This is a genomic window from Streptomyces flaveolus, assembly GCF_000716535.1.
In the GTDB taxonomy this organism is placed as follows: Bacteria; Actinomycetota; Actinomycetes; order Streptomycetales; family Streptomycetaceae; genus Streptomyces; species Streptomyces flaveolus_A.
Genome location: NZ_JNWV01000034.1, coordinates 1 through 18,237, shown reverse-complemented (window position 1 = coordinate 18,237; position 18,237 = coordinate 1). Strand labels below are relative to the sequence as shown.

Genomic DNA, 18,237 nt, shown 5'->3' with positions numbered 1-18,237 from the left:
CGAGGCCCTCCATGCCGACTCGCGGGTCTGCGCTCTTCCGCTGCTCCTCTGCTCGCAGGCCGGCCTGCCTCCCGGTGGAGCGGGTCAGTCGACGAACCACAACGGCAGGGTCGCGGCGGCGATGATCAAGGCGACCCCGCTCATCAGGTCCGAGCGGATCCGGATGAGGCGTGCCGCGGCCCGCCCGAGTTGCAGCCCGACCAGCGACAACACTGCCGTCATGCCGCCGAAGACGGCGGCCGAGAACCACGGCGAGAGCCCAAGAACCCCCAGGCTCGCCCCGGCGAGCAAGTTGTCCAGGCTCAGTGTCAACGGGATGCCGAACAACGCCCACGGGTGGTCCAGCTCGTCCGGCTCGGGGTTCCGGAAGGACGAGATGACGAGGTAGAGACCGTATCCGCCGAGCGCGGCCGCGCCCACCACATCGGCGACGTCCCCGACGGACTCCCCGATCTGGCGGCCGATCAACATCCCGACCAGGGGCATGATCGCGTCCCACAGCCCGAAGGTCAGCGCGACCTGCACCGCGCGCTTCAAACCGAATGGGAGCGTGCCGAGCGCGATCGATACTCGGAGATTGTCGAGACTGAGTACAAAACCCAGGACCACTATTTCCCAGATCATGGCGACACGGCTGCCCGATGACGGTGGGCGTCGAGGGAAACGACTCTGCCAGCACCAGTATGCACCATAATTCCAAAGAATATCTCAGACGGTTCGCGAAATAAACCGGGCAAGCCGATTTCCGGAGGATTTCCTGCATTGCTCGCCAGACGGCGTCCAGCCCCTGTGAAAAGCGCTAGCTCGTTGAACCTGTGCACCTTATTGTTGATACATCCTGCGGGTGTTATCTGGTCCGACCGCGAGTGTGGCGTGGCTGATGCGCCGGGCGGCCTCCTGCGGCGTCTGGCGGACCCCGTATCCGTCCACCGTGGACACCGAGCTGAGCGCCCATCTCCGCGATGGCGCGCCGCAGGCCATCGGGCGCCAGGTCCAGGGCATGGAGCTGCTGTGCCCCGAGGGCATCGCCGACACCGTGTCCTACATCGTCACCCCGGACTGCCGGGTCGCCGACGGACGGCCTGCACAACCGCCCGCTCCTGCATCACCGCTTCACGGGTTCCCGGGCCGACGGTCGCCGACCCCAGGATTTGCTTACACCCCGGGGTCCCCCGTGGAGCAAGAGGCCAGCACCACCTGGCGCCCCGCCCACCTGCTGCCTGACGTTGCGGGGCCGGTCAACAAGTGGGCCGCGTGATGGACGGCTCCCCGTAGTGCCATACGCCTCGGCACAAGCCGGCGCGGGCTTGCGGCCGCCGCACGAGGCGTCACGTCAGATGCAGTGCCCGCCCCTCGCGCAATGCCGCAAGCCGGGCCATTTGCTCACCCATGCCGCGTGCTCCGGCCAACGGCGTGTGGACGTGCGGCCAGACGGAGCGCAGCAGGCTGATGTGCCGTGCACCGCCGAGGGCCACCACGGAGTCGAGGCCCACGATGGCACGCACGGTTGCTTGTTCCAGCAGGGCCTGGCTCGTTACTGCGTCGGCTGCACCATGGGGTGTGTCGTACGGCTCGATGACGTCGTCGAGATCGAGGAGCCCGTGGCGTGCGGAGAGAATGAGCACCCGGTCAGGGTGCAGTGCATCGGCGGCCTTGCGGCACGCCCGATGGTAGGAACCTACGTACATGTCTGCGGAGCGCGCGGGCGAGCCCAGTTTGCGGCTGCCGCAAGGGATGACGACGAGTTGCGGCTTGAAGTAGTCGAGATGGTCGTTCGCGGTCATGCCTGTCGTCCTGCCTGTGCGTGAGATGTGAGCAGTACTGGTCTGTGAGCGCTCGGCGCACGTCAGACCGCGCGCTGTCTGGCGTCGGTCCTCGCCGTCGGAGTCTCGGTCGGCGTCGGGTGGATTCCGGCGAAGCCGAGGAACGCGCCGAAGGCCGTCAGGCCGGCGGCGATGGTGAAGCTGAAGGCGTATCCGTGCACGGCAGCGGTCGACGGGTCGGCGCCCGCACGCTGCAGCACGGCGGCGTGGCCGGTGCCCAGTGAGACCAGGGCAGCCAGACCGATGGCGCTGCCGATCTGCATGGACGCGTTGTTCATGCTGGTGGCGATGCCCGCGTCCTCACCGGTGGCGCCGTCCACTCCGGCGACAGTGGATCCGACGAGGACGAGGCCGCCGCCGAGCGGCACGAGGATGAGTCCGGGCAGTACGTCGACCGCATAGGTGCCGTGGCTGCTCAGTCCGGCAAGGAGGAGGTAGCCGACGGTGGTGACCGCGAGCCCTCCTCCGTTCAGGGCTCGCAGACCGAACGGGGGAAGGAGGCGTGGTGCCAGCACGGTGGCGCTGAAGAGAATGACCAACCCGAACGGTACAAAGGCGAATCCGGTCGCCAGCGCGGAAAAGTGCAGTATGCGCTGGACGTACAGGCTCAGCGAGAAGAAGAGGGTGGCGAAGCCGACGTAGTAGCAGATGCGAACGATGTTGGCGATGCTCCGGTTACGTGAGCGCAGGAATGCGAGGGGCACCAGGGGCTGGGCCACGTGGGTCTCCACCAACACGAAAGCGATCAGGCAGAGCACACCGATTCCGACGCAGCCCAGCACGGGGAACGAGAACCATGCGTGGCCGGCCTTCTCCAGGAGGCCGAACACGATCAGGAGCAGACCGAGGGTGACCGTCATCGCACCGAGGACGTCGGGCCGACCGCGGTTGGTGGCCCGGCTCTCGGAGACGAGCTTGAAGGTGGCGAAGAACGCGAACGCGGCGATGGGCAGATTGATGAAGAATATCCAACGCCAGGAGGCGATGGTGGTCAGGACGCCCGAGAGGACGACGCCCAGGACCACACCAACTCCGGCCAGGCCGCTCCAGATCGCCATGGCCCGTGCCCTTTCCTGCCGCTGTGTGAACAGCAGCGTCACCAGGGACAGGGCCGCCGGGCTGACGAGTGCCGCACCGACGCCCTGTACGAAGCGGCTGGCGATCAGTACACCGGCTTGCTGGGCCACTCCGGCGCTCGCCGACGACGGCGCGAAAATCGCCAAGCCGGTCAGGAAGAGGCGTCTGCGGCCGAGCAGATCACCCAGGCGCCCGCCGAGCATCAGCAGCCCACCGTAGGTGACGGTGTAGCCGTTGACGACCCATGCCAGGCCCGTGGTCGTGAATCCGAGATCGTGCTGGATGGGGGGCAGTGCGACATTGACCACGGTCACATCGAGAAGCAGCATCACCTGCACCAGGCAGATGATCCCGAGCGCGCGCCACCGGCGCGGATCCGGTTCGGGAGTGGGACTGGTCCCAGTCATCACTGATCGCTTTCTGTTCGGCCGGGCCGCCGACGTGCCCCCAGACGCCGTCTTGGGAGGCGAAGTCGCAAGCGGTCCCGGCGCACGGACATTTTCCGAGGTGTTCAACTCGCAGGCGGCGGGTGTGCGTGGCCGCGGATAAGGACGGCGAAGGCGCACTTTCGGTCGTCGTTGCGCGCCTTGGCACCCGAGGTGTCCCAGGAGGGCGGAGGGGTCAGCCCCTCGCCCTCGTCCGCCGGCGGGACCCCGGGTGGGCCCGATAGGGGCTGACGCTCGACTCGCCCAGCATCCAGAAGCGCCAGGGGTATGAAGCAGCAGGGCCGCCCACTCCCGTCCGCGGCCCTCGACCGACCCGCGCGGACGCGACACCCCCAGAGGGCTCCGCGAGGAACAACTCCGCCGCAACATCGCATGCTGACTGTCCGTCATGACGCAGATCGGCGATGCCCAACGCCCGTGCGAGGTTGGCCGGGCCACGCGCCAGGTCGCGCGGCCGCACCCCTGGCCCCCGGCGTTCTTGCGCCGCGTCTGCTCCCTCCACGACGGTGCCGGCCCGCAGCAGCACCGAAGCGGGACGCCGCCCCGGCCCGCAGACGGCGTTCAGGCACCGGTGCACCGCGTGCGTCCGGTACACATAGAAGGTCCCCGGGGCCCCGAACTCCGCTCGATTGGTCCGGTTCGGGCCCCGGAACGCGTGCGAGGCCGGATCGTCCGGCCCCTCGTATGCCTCCACCTCGGTGATACGCACCGCCGTCACGCCGCGCTGCGAGCGCGAGACCACGAGAGCACCCAGGAGTTCGGGAGCCACCTCGAGGGCGGGCCGGTCGAAGAAGTGCTCGGGCAAGGCGAGTCGCCCTGCCGATGCCGCCCCCGGCGCATCGAACGCCAACTGCTCGTGATCGGCCTCGGTCGCGACCGGGACCGCCCGGTTCTCTGTCAAGGTGCTGCCTCCTGTCGAGCTTCCGGGACACCGGATCCGGCGCCCCACCGTCCCAGCGCTCCCCCTGCGCCGAGCCATGGCCCGAGAAGCTGCCGTGAGGCGCTCGGATACGGACCTTCGAGCCTGACCCGCCACGCCGTTGCGGGAAGGACCGCGAGGCCGACGGCGGGGCTCCCATGTGCCTGGTCGCCGACACCGGATGCTCGGCCAGGGAGGGGACCAGGTGTTTGACCGGTTCGCCCCTGCGGCTTGGTGCGGGTGCATGTGTGTCGGGATCTCACGGCTGACGTCGGATCAGGGTCGGTACGGCCCCTGCTACCTCGTCGGTGAGACGTTCCTCGCCGCGTGGCGTCGTCGCGGCGATCTGCCGGAGGACCGACGTCCGCGGCTCTTCGGCACCGCGCGGAACACGATGCTCAACGCCCGTCGCGGGCAGTAGCGCGGGACGGCTGCCGCGGTGCGCGTCATGGAGAACGGCGGCGATGACAGCCACGACGGTTTGACCCGGACCGAGGAGCGGATGGACGTGGTAGCCGCCTGGCGGCGGTTGTCGGTCGCCGACCAGGAAGTACTGGCGCTCCATGTATGGGAGGCACCCACGGACGGGGGCGCGGCCACCGTCTCTACGGTCACCTGCGGGTGCCGCAGAGCGAGCTGGTCGGCGAAGTGCCAGTGCGTGGTCGCCTCACCGGCTTTCAGCAGTCGTCCGTCTGGTCATGGCCGCATATGCGGCCACAACACGTTCGGACAAGGACATCGGGGCATCCGGCCGGGACGCGGCGACGGGCCTGCTCGGTGCTCGACGTCCTGGTGTGAGGGCGTCATGGCGCGTGCTGTTCTGTGGCGGGAGCCGTGCTTCGCCATAACGTCGAGGGTGCCAACGGGCCGACGGTCTCGGCCGCGTCCCGTCAGCTGCCGGGTGCGGTCCGGCGGGTCGGCCGGTCACCGTCGCTGATCGTGGGCGGTGACGCATCCGACACGAGAAGAGAAGGCATCTCCGCGCCGTGACACCCCACCCCAATACCAGCCCAGCGGCCCCCTCGCAGGTCGACCCGGCCCTGAGGTCGGCCGTGCGTGTCTGTGAACAGCCATACGAGGCGACCGGCCGGGAGCGGGGCCGACTCGGTCCCGGCTGGTTCGCAGCCGTAATGGGCAGCGGGATCGTCGCCGTCGCGGCTGCCACCCTGCCGCGCGGTTTCCCCGGGCTCGGCGAGGCCGCGACGGTGGTCTGGGCGGGGACCGCGCTGCTGTTGATCGTGCTCGCCGGCAGCTATACCGGGCAGCGGGCGGTGCGGGCGCATGCCGGTGATCCGGTACTGGCCCAGTTCTTCGGGGCGCCGCCGATGGCGCTGCTCACCGTCGGGGCAGGGACGCTGCTGCTCGGCCGGCGGCTGATCGGGGACGGTGCGGCGGTGGCTGTGGACTGGGTGCTGTGGTCGGCCGGGACGGTGCTGGGTCTTGCCACCGCCTGCACGGTTCCGTATCTGATGGTCACGCGGCACCGGTTCACGCCGGACGCGGCGTTCGGCGGCTGGCTGCTGCCCGTGGTGCCGCCGATGGTTTCCGCCGCGACGGGCGCGCTGCTCGTCCCGCGGGCGCCGGCCGGACAGGTCCGGCTGGCCCTGCTGCTGTGCTGCTACTCGATGCTCGGTCTCGGCCTGATCGCGGTCCTACTGGTGCTGGCCATGGTCTACAGCCGCCTGGTGCACCATGAGGCGCCCGCCGGTGCGGTGGTGCCCACGGTGTGGATCGGTGTGGGGGCGCTGGATCAGGCGGTGACGGCGCTGGGGACGCTGGCCACGGCGGCGCCGAGCGCGCTGCCCCACCCGTACGCCCGCGGGAGTGCGGTCGTAGCGCTCCTGGGTGGGCTCGGGATCTGGGGTTTCGCCCTGCTGTGGCTGGTGCTGGCCACCGCGCTGACCGTACGGGAGATCCGCAGGGGGCTGCCCTTCGCGCCCACCTGGTGGTCCTTCATCTTCCCCCTCGGTGCCTGCGTCACCGGCACCAGCGCGCTCGCCGCCCGCACCGGCTCGCAGCTGTTCGTCTGGATCGCTGTCGTCCTGTACGCCCTGCTCGTCGCAGCCTGGGCGGTGGTCGCCTGGCACTCCCTGCGCCACACCGTCCGGCAGCGTGAGCGCGCCCGCCGCTGACAGGTCCCGTGCACCGCTCCGCATGACACGGACGCAGCGCGAACCCGGCCGCCCGCCGACGGGCAGCCGGGTTCGTGCCGCACCGCAACACGTGCCTAGGGCAGCGCCCCGGGTGCCACGGACTCATGAGGCCTTCCGGCTGCACCGGGCGGTCCAGCAGCCGGGCCAGGACCAGTGCGACGGTCAGCAGCTACCGCACCAGGCCGACGGCCCAGCACACCACCGCCGGCACAGCCAGTACGTCTCCTGGGGTCACCCGGGCCAGCGATGCCGCCGCGACCGCCACCGACTCCGGTCGCACCGACCGAAGGAACCAGGTGCCGTTCACCTGGTCGAGCGAGGGCCTCGCCTCAGGGGGGGCGATGAGCACGAGCGGAATGCTGTAGTCCAGCACCACCACCCCAGCGTCCCGGACGCCGGGAACGCCCCGGCGACCGCGAAGGCACGCGGCCCGAGGAGATCCGCGACGAACCGCTCGCGCCGGCGCAGCAGCCGCCAGCCGTAGGCGGGCACCAGTACCGCGAAACGGGCCAAGGCCGCCCACCGCAGTATGTCGGTGCCGGCGTCGTTGACGTACAGGGTCGTGGAGACGATGCCGGTGCCCATCGTCCGGACGCGAGCACGCCCGCGTTGAGGTTGGCCATCGAGGCGAGAACGGATAGTGCGGCCTCCCGCGGCCACTCCTTGAGCAGTGCTCCTTGCCGGCGCGGACCTTCCGGCAGGACCCGGTCGACCGGCACGCGCTCGCGCATTCACTGCCTTTTGGGCGCGGGGTGGGAGCGGGGACCGGTGGGTCCCGGGGTGACGGCCGCGCGAGCCAGGTTCTGGGCGACGGTGTGCGCGATCGCCTGAGCGGTCAGACCCGCTTCCGCGAGGATCTCGGCCCGGGTGGCGTGCTGAGGAAACCCGTTCGCCACGCCCACGGCACGTACCGGGGTGTGGACGCCGGCCTCCTGCAGGGCCTGGGCCACCGCGGTGCCCACTCCTCCGGCGCGCAGACCGTCCTCGACCGTGACGACCAGGGCGTGCTCGGCGGCGAGCGCGGGCAGTTCGTCGGGGAGCGGCTTGACCCACAGTGGGTCCACCACGGTGATTGCCACCCCTTGCTCGGCACACAGCTCCGCCGCTTCGAGAGCGACCGAGGCCATCGTTCCCACAGCGACCAGCAGGACGCCGCCGCTGCCGGGGGCCTCGCGCAGGACGTCGACCGCACCGGCGCGGCCGACCGCCGCGATGGCCGGGCCGACCGTGCCTCTCGGGTAGCGCAGGACCGTCGGCGCATCAGTGATCGACACCGCCTGCCGCAACTGCCGCCGCAGCGCGTGCGCATCGCGGGGAGCCGCGATGCGCAGACCGGGGACGGCCTGGAGCATCGCCAGATCCCACAGCCCATTGTGGGATGGTCCGTCGTCACCGGTGACTCCGGACCGGTCGAGGACCAGGGTCGCACCGAGCCGGTGCAGCGCGAGGTCCATCAGCACCTGGTCGAGGGCGCGGTTCAGGAAGGTGCCGTACAGGGCGATCACCGGATGCAGGCCCGCCATGGCCATCCCGGCGGCCGAGGCGACCGCATGCTGCTCGGCGATCCCGACGTCGAAGAACCGTGCCGGGTAGCGTGCGGCGAAGTCGTCGAGACCGACCGAGCCGGGCATGGCCGCGGTGATCGCGACGACGTCCGGGTGCGCGTCGGCCAGTTCCACCAGCTCCCGGCCGAACACTGCCGTCCAGGTCAGACCACCGGGCCGCGGAGGCCGCCCGGTCTGCGGGTCGATGATGCCGATGCCGTGCAGGTGGTCCTCCTCGTTCTGCTCGGCCGGCGCGTATCCGAGCCCCTTGCGCGTGACGCAGTGGACGACGACCGGCGCGCCATGGGCCTTCGCCCGTTCCAGGGCTGCTTCCAGGGCGGTGATGTCGTGGCCGTCGACGGGCCCGAGGTAGTGCAGTCCCAGCTCGCAGAAGAGCGAGTGCGGCGTCACGGCCTCCGCGCGCCCCTCTGCGAGGCCCGCTTTCAGGCCCTCCTTGATGCCTTCCTTGGTCGCGCGCAGGGTGCGGTGCAGCGCCCGGCCCGGCGCTCCGGCACCGTCAAGCGCCTGTCTGCTCCAGCCGGCCAGACGCTCGTAGCCGGCGTGGGTACGCAGGGCCGCCAGGTGCCGGGCGAGTCCGCCCACGGTCGGCGCGTACGAGCGTCCGTTGTCGTTGACGACGATCACCACCGGCCGGTCCGGTGCCGCCGCGATGTTGTTGAGGGCCTCCCAGGCCAGCCCTCCGGTGAGTGCTCCGTCGCCGACGACGGCGACGATGTGCCGGTCCGACTCTCCTGCGAGCTGTGCGGCCTTGGCCATGCCGTCGGCGTACGACAGGGCTACCGATGCGTGGGAGTGCTCGATGTGGTCGTGCGCGGACTCCTCCCGGCTGGGGTATCCGGAAAGCCCGCCACGCTGCCGCAGGCCGGAGAACTCACCGGCCCGCCCCGTCACGATCTTGTGGACGTACGCCTGGTGCCCGACGTCCCACAGCAGCCGGTCACGCGGGGAGTCGAAGACCCGGTGCAGCGCCAGGGTCAGTTCCACCACGCCGAGGTTGGGCCCCAGATGGCCTCCCGTGGCCGCGACATGACGGATCAGGAAGCCGCGGATCTCCCGGGCCAGCCGGACCAGCTCCGGACGGCTCAGACCCCTCAGGTCCGCGGGCTGGTTGATGCGCGCCAGCAGGCTCATGCCGCTGCTCCTCCTCGATGCTGCCGTGGTGTCGACGGATACGCGCGGTGGGCAGCCGATGCGCACCGCGCGAGCCGCTGGTCACTGGAAGGCCGATGTCACGAGAGCCTTCTGCTCCACGCCGTGTCGGCGGGCCGAGCCGACCGCGGGCGCGGGCGCCTCGGGCCGGCTCACGCACTCCACACCGCGCCGGGTCAGCCGGTGCAGACGCGGCGCGACGAACGACCACGCACCCTGGTTCTCCGGCTCCTCCTGCACCCACCGCACGTCCGCGGCCGCGGGGAAGCGGGCGAGTTCCGCCGCGAGTTCCTCGTCGGGGAACGGGTAGAGGCGCTCCACGCGGACGATCGCCGTGTCGGTCGTGCCCGCGGCGTGCCGGTGGGCGTCGAGGTCGTGGAAGACCTTGCCCGAGCACAGCAGCACGCGCGTGACCCGGGCCGGGTCCGTCGTGCCGTCCGGCAGGACCGGGCGGAAGCCGCCCTGGGTGAAATCGGCCAGGGCGGAGGTGGCCGCCTTCGACCGCAGCATCGACTTCGGGGTGAAGACCACCAGCGGCCTTCGGCCGTCCAGCGCCTGCTGCCTGAGCAGATGGAAGTAGTTGCCCGGCAGGGAGGGCATGGCCACGGTCATGTTGTCCTGCGCGCACAGCTGCAGGAAGCGCTCGATCCGGGCGGAGGAGTGGTCGGGGCCCTGGCCCTCCAGGCCGTGGGGCAGCAGCATGGTCACTGCGGAGCGCTGGCCCCACTTCTGCTCGGACGAGGCGATGTACTCGTCGACGACCGTCTGCGCGCCGTTGGCGAAGTCACCGAACTGGGCCTCCCACAGCACCAGGGCTTCGGGACGGGCCTGCGCATAGCCGTACTCGAAGGCCAGCGCCGCCAGTTCGGACAGCATCGAGTCGTACGGTGCGAAGCTCGCGGCCCGCGGGCTGAGGGAGTTCAGCGGCGTGTGCTCCGCGCCGGTGCGCCGGTCGGTCAGTACGGCGTGGCGCTGGCCGAAGGTGCCGCGCCGGGAGTCCTGTCCGGCCAGCCGTACCGGGACGCCCTCCAGCAGCAGCGAACCGATCGCCAGTGTCTCCGCGGTGGCCCAGTCGACGGTGCCGGTGTCGAGCGTCGCCGTACGCCGGTGGAGCTGCGGCAGGACACGCGGGTGCACGGTGAAGCCCTGCGGCAGGTCGGTCTGCGATGCGATGACCCGACGGGCTGTCGCCTCGTCGATCGCGGTCGCCGTCCGCTGGGTGGCCGCCTGTCCGGCGTCGGCGCAAGGAAGGTCTCCGGCCGGTGCGGGAGCGGGCAGCGCCCGGGTCTCGGCGAAGGCCCGTTCGAGGTGATCCTGGTAGTTGCGGCGGGCGTTGTCCGCCTGCCGCTCGCCGATGTCACCGCGGCGTATGAGGGCCTCGGCGTACAGCGTGCGCGCCGAAGCCTTGGCGTCGATGCGTTCGTACATCATCGGCTGCGTGACGGACGGGTCGTCGACCTCGCTGTGCCCGTGGCGCCGGTAGCAGACCAGATCGACCACGACGTCCTTGTGGAACGTCCGGCGGTAGTCGAAGGCCATCCGTGCGACGCGGTCGACGGCTTCCGGGTCGTCGCCGTTGACGTGGAAGATCGGGGCCTCCACCATCCGTGCCACATCGGTGGCGTACGTGCTCGAACGGCCGTTGCCGGGCAGGGTGGTGAAGCCGACCTGGTTGTTGACGACCACGTGGACCGTTCCGCCCGTGCGGTAGCCCGGCAGCTGCGACATGTTCAGGGTCTCGGCGACCACGCCCTGGCCGGCGAAGGCCGCGTCACCGTGGAGGACGACCGGCAGTACGGGGAAGGGCTCGCCCTGGTCCCCGGCCCGGTCCTGCTTGGCGCGCACCACGCCCTGGGCCACCGGCCCCACGATCTCCAGGTGCGAGGGGTTCGCCACGACCGAGACGGCGATGGTGCCGCCGTCCAGGGCACGGTAGGTGCCCTCCGCGCCGAGGTGGTATTTCACGTCCCCCGAGCCCTGGACCGACCGGATGTCCACCGCGTCCTCGAACTCGTCGAATATCTGGCCGTACGACTTGCCGATGATGTTGGCCAGGACGTTGAGCCGGCCGCGGTGCGCCATCCCGATGACGGCTTCTTGGACACCGTCCTCGATGGCGCGGAGCAACAGGGCGTCGAGCAGCACGATGGCCGACTCGCCGCCTTCGAGCGAGTACCGCTTCTGGCCCACGTACTTGGTCTGCAGGAACGTCTCGAAGGCCTCTGCCGCCCCCAACCGGTAGAGGATCCGCAGCTGTCCGGCACGGTCCGGGCGGCGCTGCGGCCCCTCGACGCGCTGCTGGAGCCAGCGGCGTTCCCGGGCGTCCTGGATGTGCATGTACTCGAACCCGGTGGTGCGGCAGTAGAACTCCCGCAACGCGCCGAGCACTTCGTCGAGTGTCATCGTGGCGCGCCCGGCGAACCCGTCCACGGCGAAGTCCTCCGCCCGGTCCGCGTCGTCGAGTCCGAACGCGGCGATGTCGAGTTCCGGATGTGCGGAGGCGGGCCGCGCCATGAGCGGGTCCGTTCCGGCCATCAGGTGCCCGCGCACGCGATACGCGTGGATGAGCGCCGCGACCCGTACCGCCTTGAGCGCCGCCTCGTCGGTGTCCTTGTGCTGTTGGGCCGAGGCGGTCAGGGAGGCCGCGGCGGCCGGGGACACCAGGGTGGCGAAGAAGTCCCTCCACGTCTTGTCGACCGAGCCGGGGTCGTGGAGGTAACGCCGGCGCTGCTCGTCCACGACCCATTCGTTGAGCCCGAAGTCCAGTCCGTGAGACGCTGACCGAGCGGTGTCTGATTGCGACGCCATGGCGCGACGCCTTCTTTCCTGTGCGAAGTCTTCGGATGGCGGACGCGGCCATGGCGGTCGTCCGGCTGCGTGTCAGGTGTTGGAGGACTTCGCAACCGTTGCGGAGGCCGACCCGTTCGACCGCGTCGCACTGACGACGCTATGACGCCGGGAGTGCGGAGACGGATGGCCGGGCGCGCCACGACGGCGTCACATCAGGACATCGGCCGGGTGGCGGCCTGCTGCCTGCCGTCGTCGCACAGTCGGAGTGCGGGCGGGTGACGCCGTTTCCTGATCCGAGGGCTTCGTGTCCGTCCAGCCCGGGATCGGCGTCGGTAGGGAATCTGGTTGTGCTGCTGCGGCCGCGGGCTTGCGGCCGGAGAACCGACCCCCTGGGAAGGAACATGATCGACTACGATGCGCCGGACACCACGCGGCGGCAGTTTCCAGGAATCCTGCGGACCTTGGGTCTCGTGCACGCCGAGTTGCGGGTGCGGCACGGTCTGTCGCTCCATGACCACCTCATTCTCGGCGCGCTCGCCGAGGCCCCGAGCGGATCCGTGCCCGTTGCGCAGCTGGCGGCGTTCCTCCAGGAATCCGGGGACCGGATGTCCTACCTCCTCAGGGGTCTGCAGGCGGCCGGACTGATTGATCGCCATCGTCGTGCCGGAGACCGCAGGACGGTCGAGGCCACCCTGACCGACGCAGGACGCTCCGAATTCGCCGCCGCCGAGACGACCGCGCAGGCGCTGATGCGCCGGCACCTCGGTCCGGGACTGGACACCCAGGAGCTGTCCGGCCGATCGTGTGACGTCACTTGATCCGCTCGTTCTCCACGCCACCGGCCGTGGTCGGCGGACGGCGCCTGGGCGCGGCTGCTGCGGCGAGTCCAGCCCGTGGTCTGCAACGGGCGAGGTCGACCGGGATGTCTCGGTGACTCCGGCGGCGTTTGCCGGCAGCAGTATGTCGTCGGCGCCCGCCCCGAGACGCCGTGGAGGAGTCCGGCCGGCCGGCTGGTGGAGGTGGTGAGGCAGGTGAGACCCGGGCCGTTCGCGCGCCGGGTTCAGCAGCAGGATCACCCGAGTGCCGAGGCCTCTGCCACGAGTACCTGGGGCGCGGGCATCCGGGCACGTCAGCGGGCCACTACGGTCTGCCGTGCCACATCCCGAGCGGGGGCATGGCACGCAGCACGGTCGTCCAGGGGCGGCCCCCGTGTCCACCGAGGCGCCTCCAGGTGAGCGCCGGCCCACCGGCGCTGCCGTTGCACCTCGACTACGGCGAGACTGCTTCGGATCCGGAGTCCTTCGTGCTCAGGCGGGTCGTGCGAAAGCCGGCCCGGTAAGCGCCAGGCGTCACGCCCAGATGCCGCACGAATGCCCTGCGCATCGACTCGGGTGAGCCGAACCCCGTACGGCGCGCCACCACCGCCATGGCGTCGTCACCCGTCTCCAGCAGCACCCGGGCGGCTTCCAACCGGACCTGCTCCACGTACCGGGCCGGAGTGGTTCCCGCCTCTTCGGAAAAGAGCCGGGTCACGTGACGGGCGCTGACGCCGGCTCTGCGTGCCATGGCCGACACGGTGTGATTGGCCCCGGGTTTCTCAGCGACCTGGTCCAGCACGCGGCGGAGCGTCTCGTGGCGGGAGTGCGGGACCTGGGAGCGGGCGCTGAACTGGGACTGGCCCCCCGGTCGTTGCATGAAGACGACCATGTCCTTGGCGACTGCTCGGGCCACCGCAGCACCGAAGTGTTCTTCGACGAGGGCCAAGGACAGGTCGATGCCGGCGCTGACACCTGCCGAGGTCATCATCCGCCCGTCCCGCACGAAGATGGCGTCGGGTTCGACCCGTACGGACGGGAAACGCAGGGCCAGTTGCTGTGCGTGCCGCCAGTGCGTCGTGGCGCGAGACCCGTCCAGGAGTCCGGCCGCCGCCAGCAGGAACGCTCCCGTGCACACCGACGCAGTACAGCGGGCATTCTCATGCAGCCGCCCGACGGCATCCAACAGCGCGTCGTCCTTGATCAGCGTTTCCCATTCCGGACCCCCCGGGATCAGCAGGACGTCGTACGGCTCCCGCACATCATCGACCCGCACATCGACGCCGAGGCGGGTCCCGGCGGAGGTGATCACGCCCGTACCGTCCTCGGACGCGATCCGCACCTGATACTGACCGCCGAACTCGTTGGCCGCGGTGAACACCTCGATGGGACCGGTCACGTCGAGCAGCCGCACCCCGGGGAAGACGAATACCGTCACGGTGGTCGGGCCCCGTCCAGGGCGTTTGTGGTTCATCGGATGCCTCCGGGCCGTGCGCGGCGCAGACGCCGGTACTCCGTCGAGCGCTGGCCGGCGAATGCTCCGAAGCGGTCGGCGAGCCGGTCGTGGCAGGGGTCTGGCCGCCGACCGTCGGATCTGACTGGGCCCATCGTGCGCCTTCGAGCCGTACCGGGACAACGACCTGTTTACTCCCTGCTGGGAGGCAAGAACTCCCAGTCCGCCACTTCGACGGGTGTCAGGTGCGATCGAGCGTTCGCAGGGCCAGCCGCACGCATCGACACGGAGTGACAGGTCCGCCTTCTGACGGCCTGCACGTCGGTGAGGCGTTCGTGCGACCGAGGCCGGCACCGCCGGCCGCCTCGCTGCTGAGAGGCGCGGCCTCTCAGCGCGCGTAGCATGGCGCGCGTGGAACTGCGCCAGCTGCGGTATTTCGTCGCCGTCGCCGAGGAACTGAACTTCGGCCGGGCCGCCGAGCGGTTGCTCATCGCGGGCCCCTCGCTCTCCCAGCAGATCAAGGCGCTCGAACGGGACCTGGGCGTCCGGCTGTTCGACCGTAACCGCCGCTCGGTCTCCCTCACCCCGGCCGGCGCCGCGCTGCTCCCGCACACCCGTGCCCTGCTGGAGCGGGCCGACGACCTCAAGCGCGAGGCCGGCCGACTGTCGGGCTCGGAGTCGGTGCGGCTCGGTTACGTCAACTGGCTGCCGCCGGACCTGACTTCGCGGACAGCCGCAGTGGCCCAGGTGCACCTGGACGCCTGGGTCGCCCCCTCGCACACCCAGGCCGCACGGGTTGCCGACGGCAGCCTCGACCTCGCCGTCTGCTGGGTGCGCGCCGAGGACCTCGAGCGGCTCGGGTTGCGGGCGCGACTGATCGGCGCCGACCGCCTCTACGCCGTCGCGAAGGGCGGCGACACCAGCGACCCACCGGATGTGGCGGCCCGGGACACCGATGTACTGATCGACGACGACATCACCTCCTGGGCGTCCTGGAATGTGTACGCCGAGGAACTGACGCAGGTCACCGGGGCCCGTGCGGTACGGATCTCCGATGGTGCCATCACCGGCCCCGCCTTCTTCGACCACGTCCGCCGCTGCACCCGCCCCGTCCTGAACTCGCCCAAGGGGCAGACCGCTCCGCTCCCGGCCGACCTGGTCCGCCGCGAGATCGTCGCGCCGAAGGTCTACTGGACCTGGTCCCTGGTCTGGCGCGAGAGCGAGGACCGTCCGGGAGTCCTCGCCGCCGTCGACGCCCTGTGCGACGGCGTCGGCGACCTCGGGATCCATGCCCCGGACGCCTGGCTGCCCGCCGACGATCCGTACGCGATCCCGGGCTGACGTGCGCTGGGAGGCTGTGCCTCCCAGGCGGTAGGAAACCGGTCCTTCCACTGCCGAACCGCCCGGCCTACGGTCAAATAGTCGACCGGTTGGCTAGTGACCGGTCATCCCCTCAGGAGAAGGTCATCATGAGCACGCAGCACCAGAAGGTCGCGATCATCACCGGCGCATCGCAGGGCATCGGCGCCGCCCTCGTCCAGGGCTACCGCAAGCTCGGCTACGGCGTCGTGGCCACCTCGCGCACCATCGCCCCCGTCGACGATGCCGACGTTCTGACCGTTCAGGGCGACATCGCGGACCCGGCGACCGCCGAGCGGGTCGTCACTGCGGCACTCGAGCGATTCGGCCGTATCGACACCGTGGTCAACAACGCGGGCATCTTCGTCGCGAAGTCCTTCACCGACTACACGGCTGAGGACTACGCCAACGTGACCGGCATCAACGTCGCCGGTTTCTTCCACCTCACCCAGCAGGCCATCCCGCACCTGCTCGCCCAGGGCGGCGGGCACATCGTCAGCGTCACCACCAGCCTGGTGGACAGCCCGGACGCCCGGGTCCCCTCCGTCCTCGCCTCGCTGACCAAGGGCGGCCTGCAGTCCGCCACCAAGTCCCTGGCGATCGAGTACGCCACCCGAGGCATCCGCGTCAACGCCGTGTCGCCCGGCACCATCAAGACCCCCATGCACCCCGAGGAGACCCACGAGTTCCTCGCCGCCCTGCACCCGGTCGGCCGGATGGGTGAAGTGAGCGACATCGTCGACGGAGTGCTCTACCTGGAGTCGGCACCGTTCGTCACCGGCGAGATTCTGCACGTCGACGGCGGCATGAGCGCCGGACACTGACCGTACACCGAGTCTTGGACCAAGGAGTGGACATGACCGCCACGACCGACGACGCGGAGATCCTGAGCGGAGTGCTCGACCAGTGGAAGGCCGCGGTCGACGCGCACCAGCCCGACCGCGTCGCCGCCCTCTTCACCGAGGACGCCGTCTTCCAGGGGCTGCACCCCTACAGCGTCGGACGCCAGGGCGTCGCCGACTACTACGACTCCCAGCCCCTCGGCATGAAGGCGGCATACCGGATCCTCGAGACCAGGCGGCACGCCGACGACCTCGTCCTCGGCTACCTCGCCGTCGAGTTCTCGTTCACGGACCGGCCCCCGCTGGACGTGAAACTCTCCGTCCTCGTCGTCCGCACAGGGGACGACTGGTCCATCGGCCACTATCAGGTGTCCCGCCTGGATTAGCCGGTGCTGTGAGCGAGATGCTTCTCGAATTGGCAGGGCACCTGTGCGTTCACTGGTCAGGCGGACTCGGAGCCTTGCCCCCGACGGGCCGAGTGACCACGCACGGGGACGACTGGCGCGCCGTCATAGAAGTCGGCAAAGGGTCAATGTGAGTCCTCGAACACCCGGCGGCAGATGTCCGCGCATACGAAACGTTGTAGCCTCCGGGCATCGCCCTTGACCTGCAAAAGCAGGCAGGGAGCAGACGAACCGGGAGTTCCCTCATGTTTCGTACAGTGTTCAAGTCGAAGATCCACCGTGCCACCGTCACCCAGGCCGACCTGCACTACGTGGGATCGGTGACCATCGACGCCGACCTCCTCGACGCCGCCGACCTGTTGCCCGGGGAACTGGTGCACATCGTGGACGTCACCAACGGCGCCCGGCTGGAGACGTACGTCATCGAGGGCGAGCGCGGGTCCGGGGTCGTCGGGATCAACGGGGCCGCGGCCCACCTCGTCCACCCCGGCGATCTTGTGATCATCATCAGTTACGCTCAGGTCACCGACGCGGAGGCACGCGCGCTGCGGCCCCGGGTCGTGCACGTCGACGCCGGCAACCGGATCGTGTCCCTGGGCGCCGACCCGTCCGAACCGGTGCCCGGCTCGGACCAGCAGCGCAGCCCGCAGGCCGTAGGAGCCTGACCAGGACGAGGACCAGGAGCGTGCGTGCCCATGAGCGAGACCGAGATCCGCGACGACCGGGCGGCGGGCCGACTGGAAGCCGTCGGCCACGGTGAAGTCGTCGGTCACATCGAGTACTTCGTCCTGGAAGCACCCGAGCGCGCCCTGGTCCCCGTCCACACCATCGTCGAGCCCGCCCACGAGGGCAAGGGCATCGCCGGATCGCTCGCCCGCGAGCTGTACGCCCTCGCCGAGCGCGAGGGCGTTCCGGTGGCCCCGCTGTGCTCGTACGTCGTGAAGTGGGCCGAACGCCACCCCGAGGAGGCCCCGCCGGCCGACCCCCGACTGGTGTCGGCCGCGATGGACTGGCTGCGCGCCCACCCCGACCGTTTCTGAGCGAGCGGCGATCCACTCCGGGCGGTTCGAGTGAGTGGTCGCCCATCGGTGCCGGTTCTGAGTGCGCGGGTGCCACCCGGGCCGCGTCTCGTCAGCGGCCGCTCACCATGCCGTCGGCCACCCACCTGGACCCGTTCGGTGCTGCCGTCGGGTGAGTGGCCGGGCGGCCGTCGGGTAGGCGGGGGAGTAGTCCAGAGGCGACGTCCCGTGACTGCCCGGAGGACACCATGACGAACCCGCACCCCGATCCGGTACCGCCGGGCCCGACACCGGGTCCGGGCCCGACCCCGCCGGATCCTTACCCGAGCCCGGTCCCGACCCCGGAACCGGTACCGCAGCCCACGCCACCCCCACCGGGCCCCAACCCGAGCCCGCCCCCGCCCCACCCGGGCCCCCCGGAGC

At 70.4% G+C, this 18,237-nt stretch carries 17 protein-coding genes; 8 read left to right on the top strand and 9 right to left on the bottom strand.

Annotation, left to right across the window (positions count from 1 at the left end; all coding sequences use genetic code 11):
• Nucleotides 1–84: 84 nt before the first annotated feature.
• Complete coding sequence (locus tag OO52_RS32645; RefSeq protein WP_030651854.1) at nucleotides 85–624, bottom strand: manganese efflux pump MntP; 540 nt, start codon at nucleotides 622–624, stop codon at nucleotides 85–87.
• A 307-nt stretch (nucleotides 625–931) separates the two neighbouring features.
• Between OO52_RS32645 and OO52_RS52215 the strand changes: the two genes are divergently transcribed.
• Nucleotides 932–1,258: a hypothetical protein gene (locus OO52_RS52215; RefSeq protein WP_199820050.1), complete on the top strand. Its 327-nt coding sequence runs from the start codon at nucleotides 932–934 to the stop codon at nucleotides 1,256–1,258.
• 70 nt (nucleotides 1,259–1,328) lie between these two features.
• Here the strand turns inward: OO52_RS52215 and OO52_RS32635 are convergent, their stop codons facing one another.
• The 4 genes from OO52_RS32635 to OO52_RS51050 all read right to left on the bottom strand — a co-directional run bounded on the left by OO52_RS32635 (nucleotide 1,329) and on the right by OO52_RS51050 (nucleotide 4,830).
• Nucleotides 1,329–1,784 carry a DUF6884 domain-containing protein gene (locus OO52_RS32635; RefSeq protein WP_030651848.1) on the bottom strand — a complete coding sequence of 152 codons (456 nt, stop codon included), beginning with the start codon at nucleotides 1,782–1,784 and terminating at the stop codon, nucleotides 1,329–1,331.
• Nucleotides 1,785–1,846: 62 nt separating this feature from the next.
• On the bottom strand, nucleotides 1,847–3,415 hold the full coding sequence (locus OO52_RS32630) for an MFS transporter (RefSeq protein WP_158965143.1): 1,569 nt from the start codon (nucleotides 3,413–3,415) through the stop codon (nucleotides 1,847–1,849).
• 106 nt (nucleotides 3,416–3,521) lie between these two features.
• Complete coding sequence (locus tag OO52_RS32625; protein WP_078877446.1) at nucleotides 3,522–4,325, bottom strand: DNA-3-methyladenine glycosylase; 804 nt, start codon at nucleotides 4,323–4,325, stop codon at nucleotides 3,522–3,524.
• Nucleotides 4,326–4,524: 199 nt separating this feature from the next.
• Entirely contained in the window at nucleotides 4,525–4,830 is a 306-nt protein-coding gene (locus OO52_RS51050; RefSeq protein ID WP_158712585.1) for a hypothetical protein, read from the bottom strand.
• Nucleotides 4,831–5,395: 565 nt separating this feature from the next.
• Between OO52_RS51050 and OO52_RS32615 the strand changes: the two genes are divergently transcribed.
• Complete coding sequence (locus tag OO52_RS32615; RefSeq protein WP_106972099.1) at nucleotides 5,396–6,397, top strand: TDT family transporter; 1,002 nt, start codon at nucleotides 5,396–5,398, stop codon at nucleotides 6,395–6,397.
• A gap of 190 nt (nucleotides 6,398–6,587) precedes the next feature.
• On the opposite strand, the gene OO52_RS46190 is transcribed toward OO52_RS32615, so the two are convergent.
• The 3 genes from OO52_RS46190 to OO52_RS32600 all read right to left on the bottom strand — a co-directional run bounded on the left by OO52_RS46190 (nucleotide 6,588) and on the right by OO52_RS32600 (nucleotide 11,940).
• Complete coding sequence (locus tag OO52_RS46190) at nucleotides 6,588–6,794, bottom strand: hypothetical protein (protein ID WP_158712584.1); 207 nt, start codon at nucleotides 6,792–6,794, stop codon at nucleotides 6,588–6,590.
• A 355-nt stretch (nucleotides 6,795–7,149) separates the two neighbouring features.
• Nucleotides 7,150–9,114 carry a 1-deoxy-D-xylulose-5-phosphate synthase gene (gene dxs, locus OO52_RS32605; RefSeq protein WP_030651836.1) on the bottom strand — a complete coding sequence of 655 codons (1,965 nt, stop codon included), beginning with the start codon at nucleotides 9,112–9,114 and terminating at the stop codon, nucleotides 7,150–7,152.
• Between the two features lie 81 nt (nucleotides 9,115–9,195).
• On the bottom strand, nucleotides 9,196–11,940 hold the full coding sequence (locus tag OO52_RS32600; RefSeq protein WP_078877445.1) for a multifunctional oxoglutarate decarboxylase/oxoglutarate dehydrogenase thiamine pyrophosphate-binding subunit/dihydrolipoyllysine-residue succinyltransferase subunit: 2,745 nt from the start codon (nucleotides 11,938–11,940) through the stop codon (nucleotides 9,196–9,198).
• A gap of 383 nt (nucleotides 11,941–12,323) precedes the next feature.
• Between OO52_RS32600 and OO52_RS46185 the strand changes: the two genes are divergently transcribed.
• On the top strand, nucleotides 12,324–12,740 hold the full coding sequence (locus OO52_RS46185; RefSeq protein ID WP_051818759.1) for a MarR family winged helix-turn-helix transcriptional regulator: 417 nt from the start codon (nucleotides 12,324–12,326) through the stop codon (nucleotides 12,738–12,740).
• 451 nt (nucleotides 12,741–13,191) lie between these two features.
• On the opposite strand, the gene OO52_RS32590 is transcribed toward OO52_RS46185, so the two are convergent.
• Complete coding sequence (locus OO52_RS32590) at nucleotides 13,192–14,211, bottom strand: GlxA family transcriptional regulator (RefSeq protein WP_030651827.1); 1,020 nt, start codon at nucleotides 14,209–14,211, stop codon at nucleotides 13,192–13,194.
• Between the two features lie 381 nt (nucleotides 14,212–14,592).
• On the opposite strand from OO52_RS32590, the gene OO52_RS32585 reads away from it, so the two are divergent.
• From OO52_RS32585 to OO52_RS32565, 5 genes are all read left to right on the top strand, one after another.
• The gene (locus OO52_RS32585) at nucleotides 14,593–15,531 is read left to right on the top strand and encodes a LysR family transcriptional regulator (protein ID WP_030651824.1); all 939 of its coding nucleotides are present in this window, start codon (nucleotides 14,593–14,595) and stop codon (nucleotides 15,529–15,531) included.
• 128 nt (nucleotides 15,532–15,659) lie between these two features.
• Complete coding sequence (locus tag OO52_RS32580; protein ID WP_030651821.1) at nucleotides 15,660–16,373, top strand: SDR family NAD(P)-dependent oxidoreductase; 714 nt, start codon at nucleotides 15,660–15,662, stop codon at nucleotides 16,371–16,373.
• 32 nt (nucleotides 16,374–16,405) lie between these two features.
• Complete coding sequence (locus tag OO52_RS32575; RefSeq protein ID WP_030651808.1) at nucleotides 16,406–16,777, top strand: nuclear transport factor 2 family protein; 372 nt, start codon at nucleotides 16,406–16,408, stop codon at nucleotides 16,775–16,777.
• A gap of 263 nt (nucleotides 16,778–17,040) precedes the next feature.
• Nucleotides 17,041–17,460 (top strand): aspartate 1-decarboxylase, encoded by a 420-nt coding sequence (panD, locus tag OO52_RS32570; protein WP_030651803.1) that lies wholly within the window; start codon nucleotides 17,041–17,043, stop codon nucleotides 17,458–17,460.
• Between the two features lie 30 nt (nucleotides 17,461–17,490).
• Entirely contained in the window at nucleotides 17,491–17,835 is a 345-nt protein-coding gene (locus OO52_RS32565; RefSeq protein ID WP_030651799.1) for a GNAT family N-acetyltransferase, read from the top strand.
• Nucleotides 17,836–18,237: the final 402 nt, after the last annotated feature.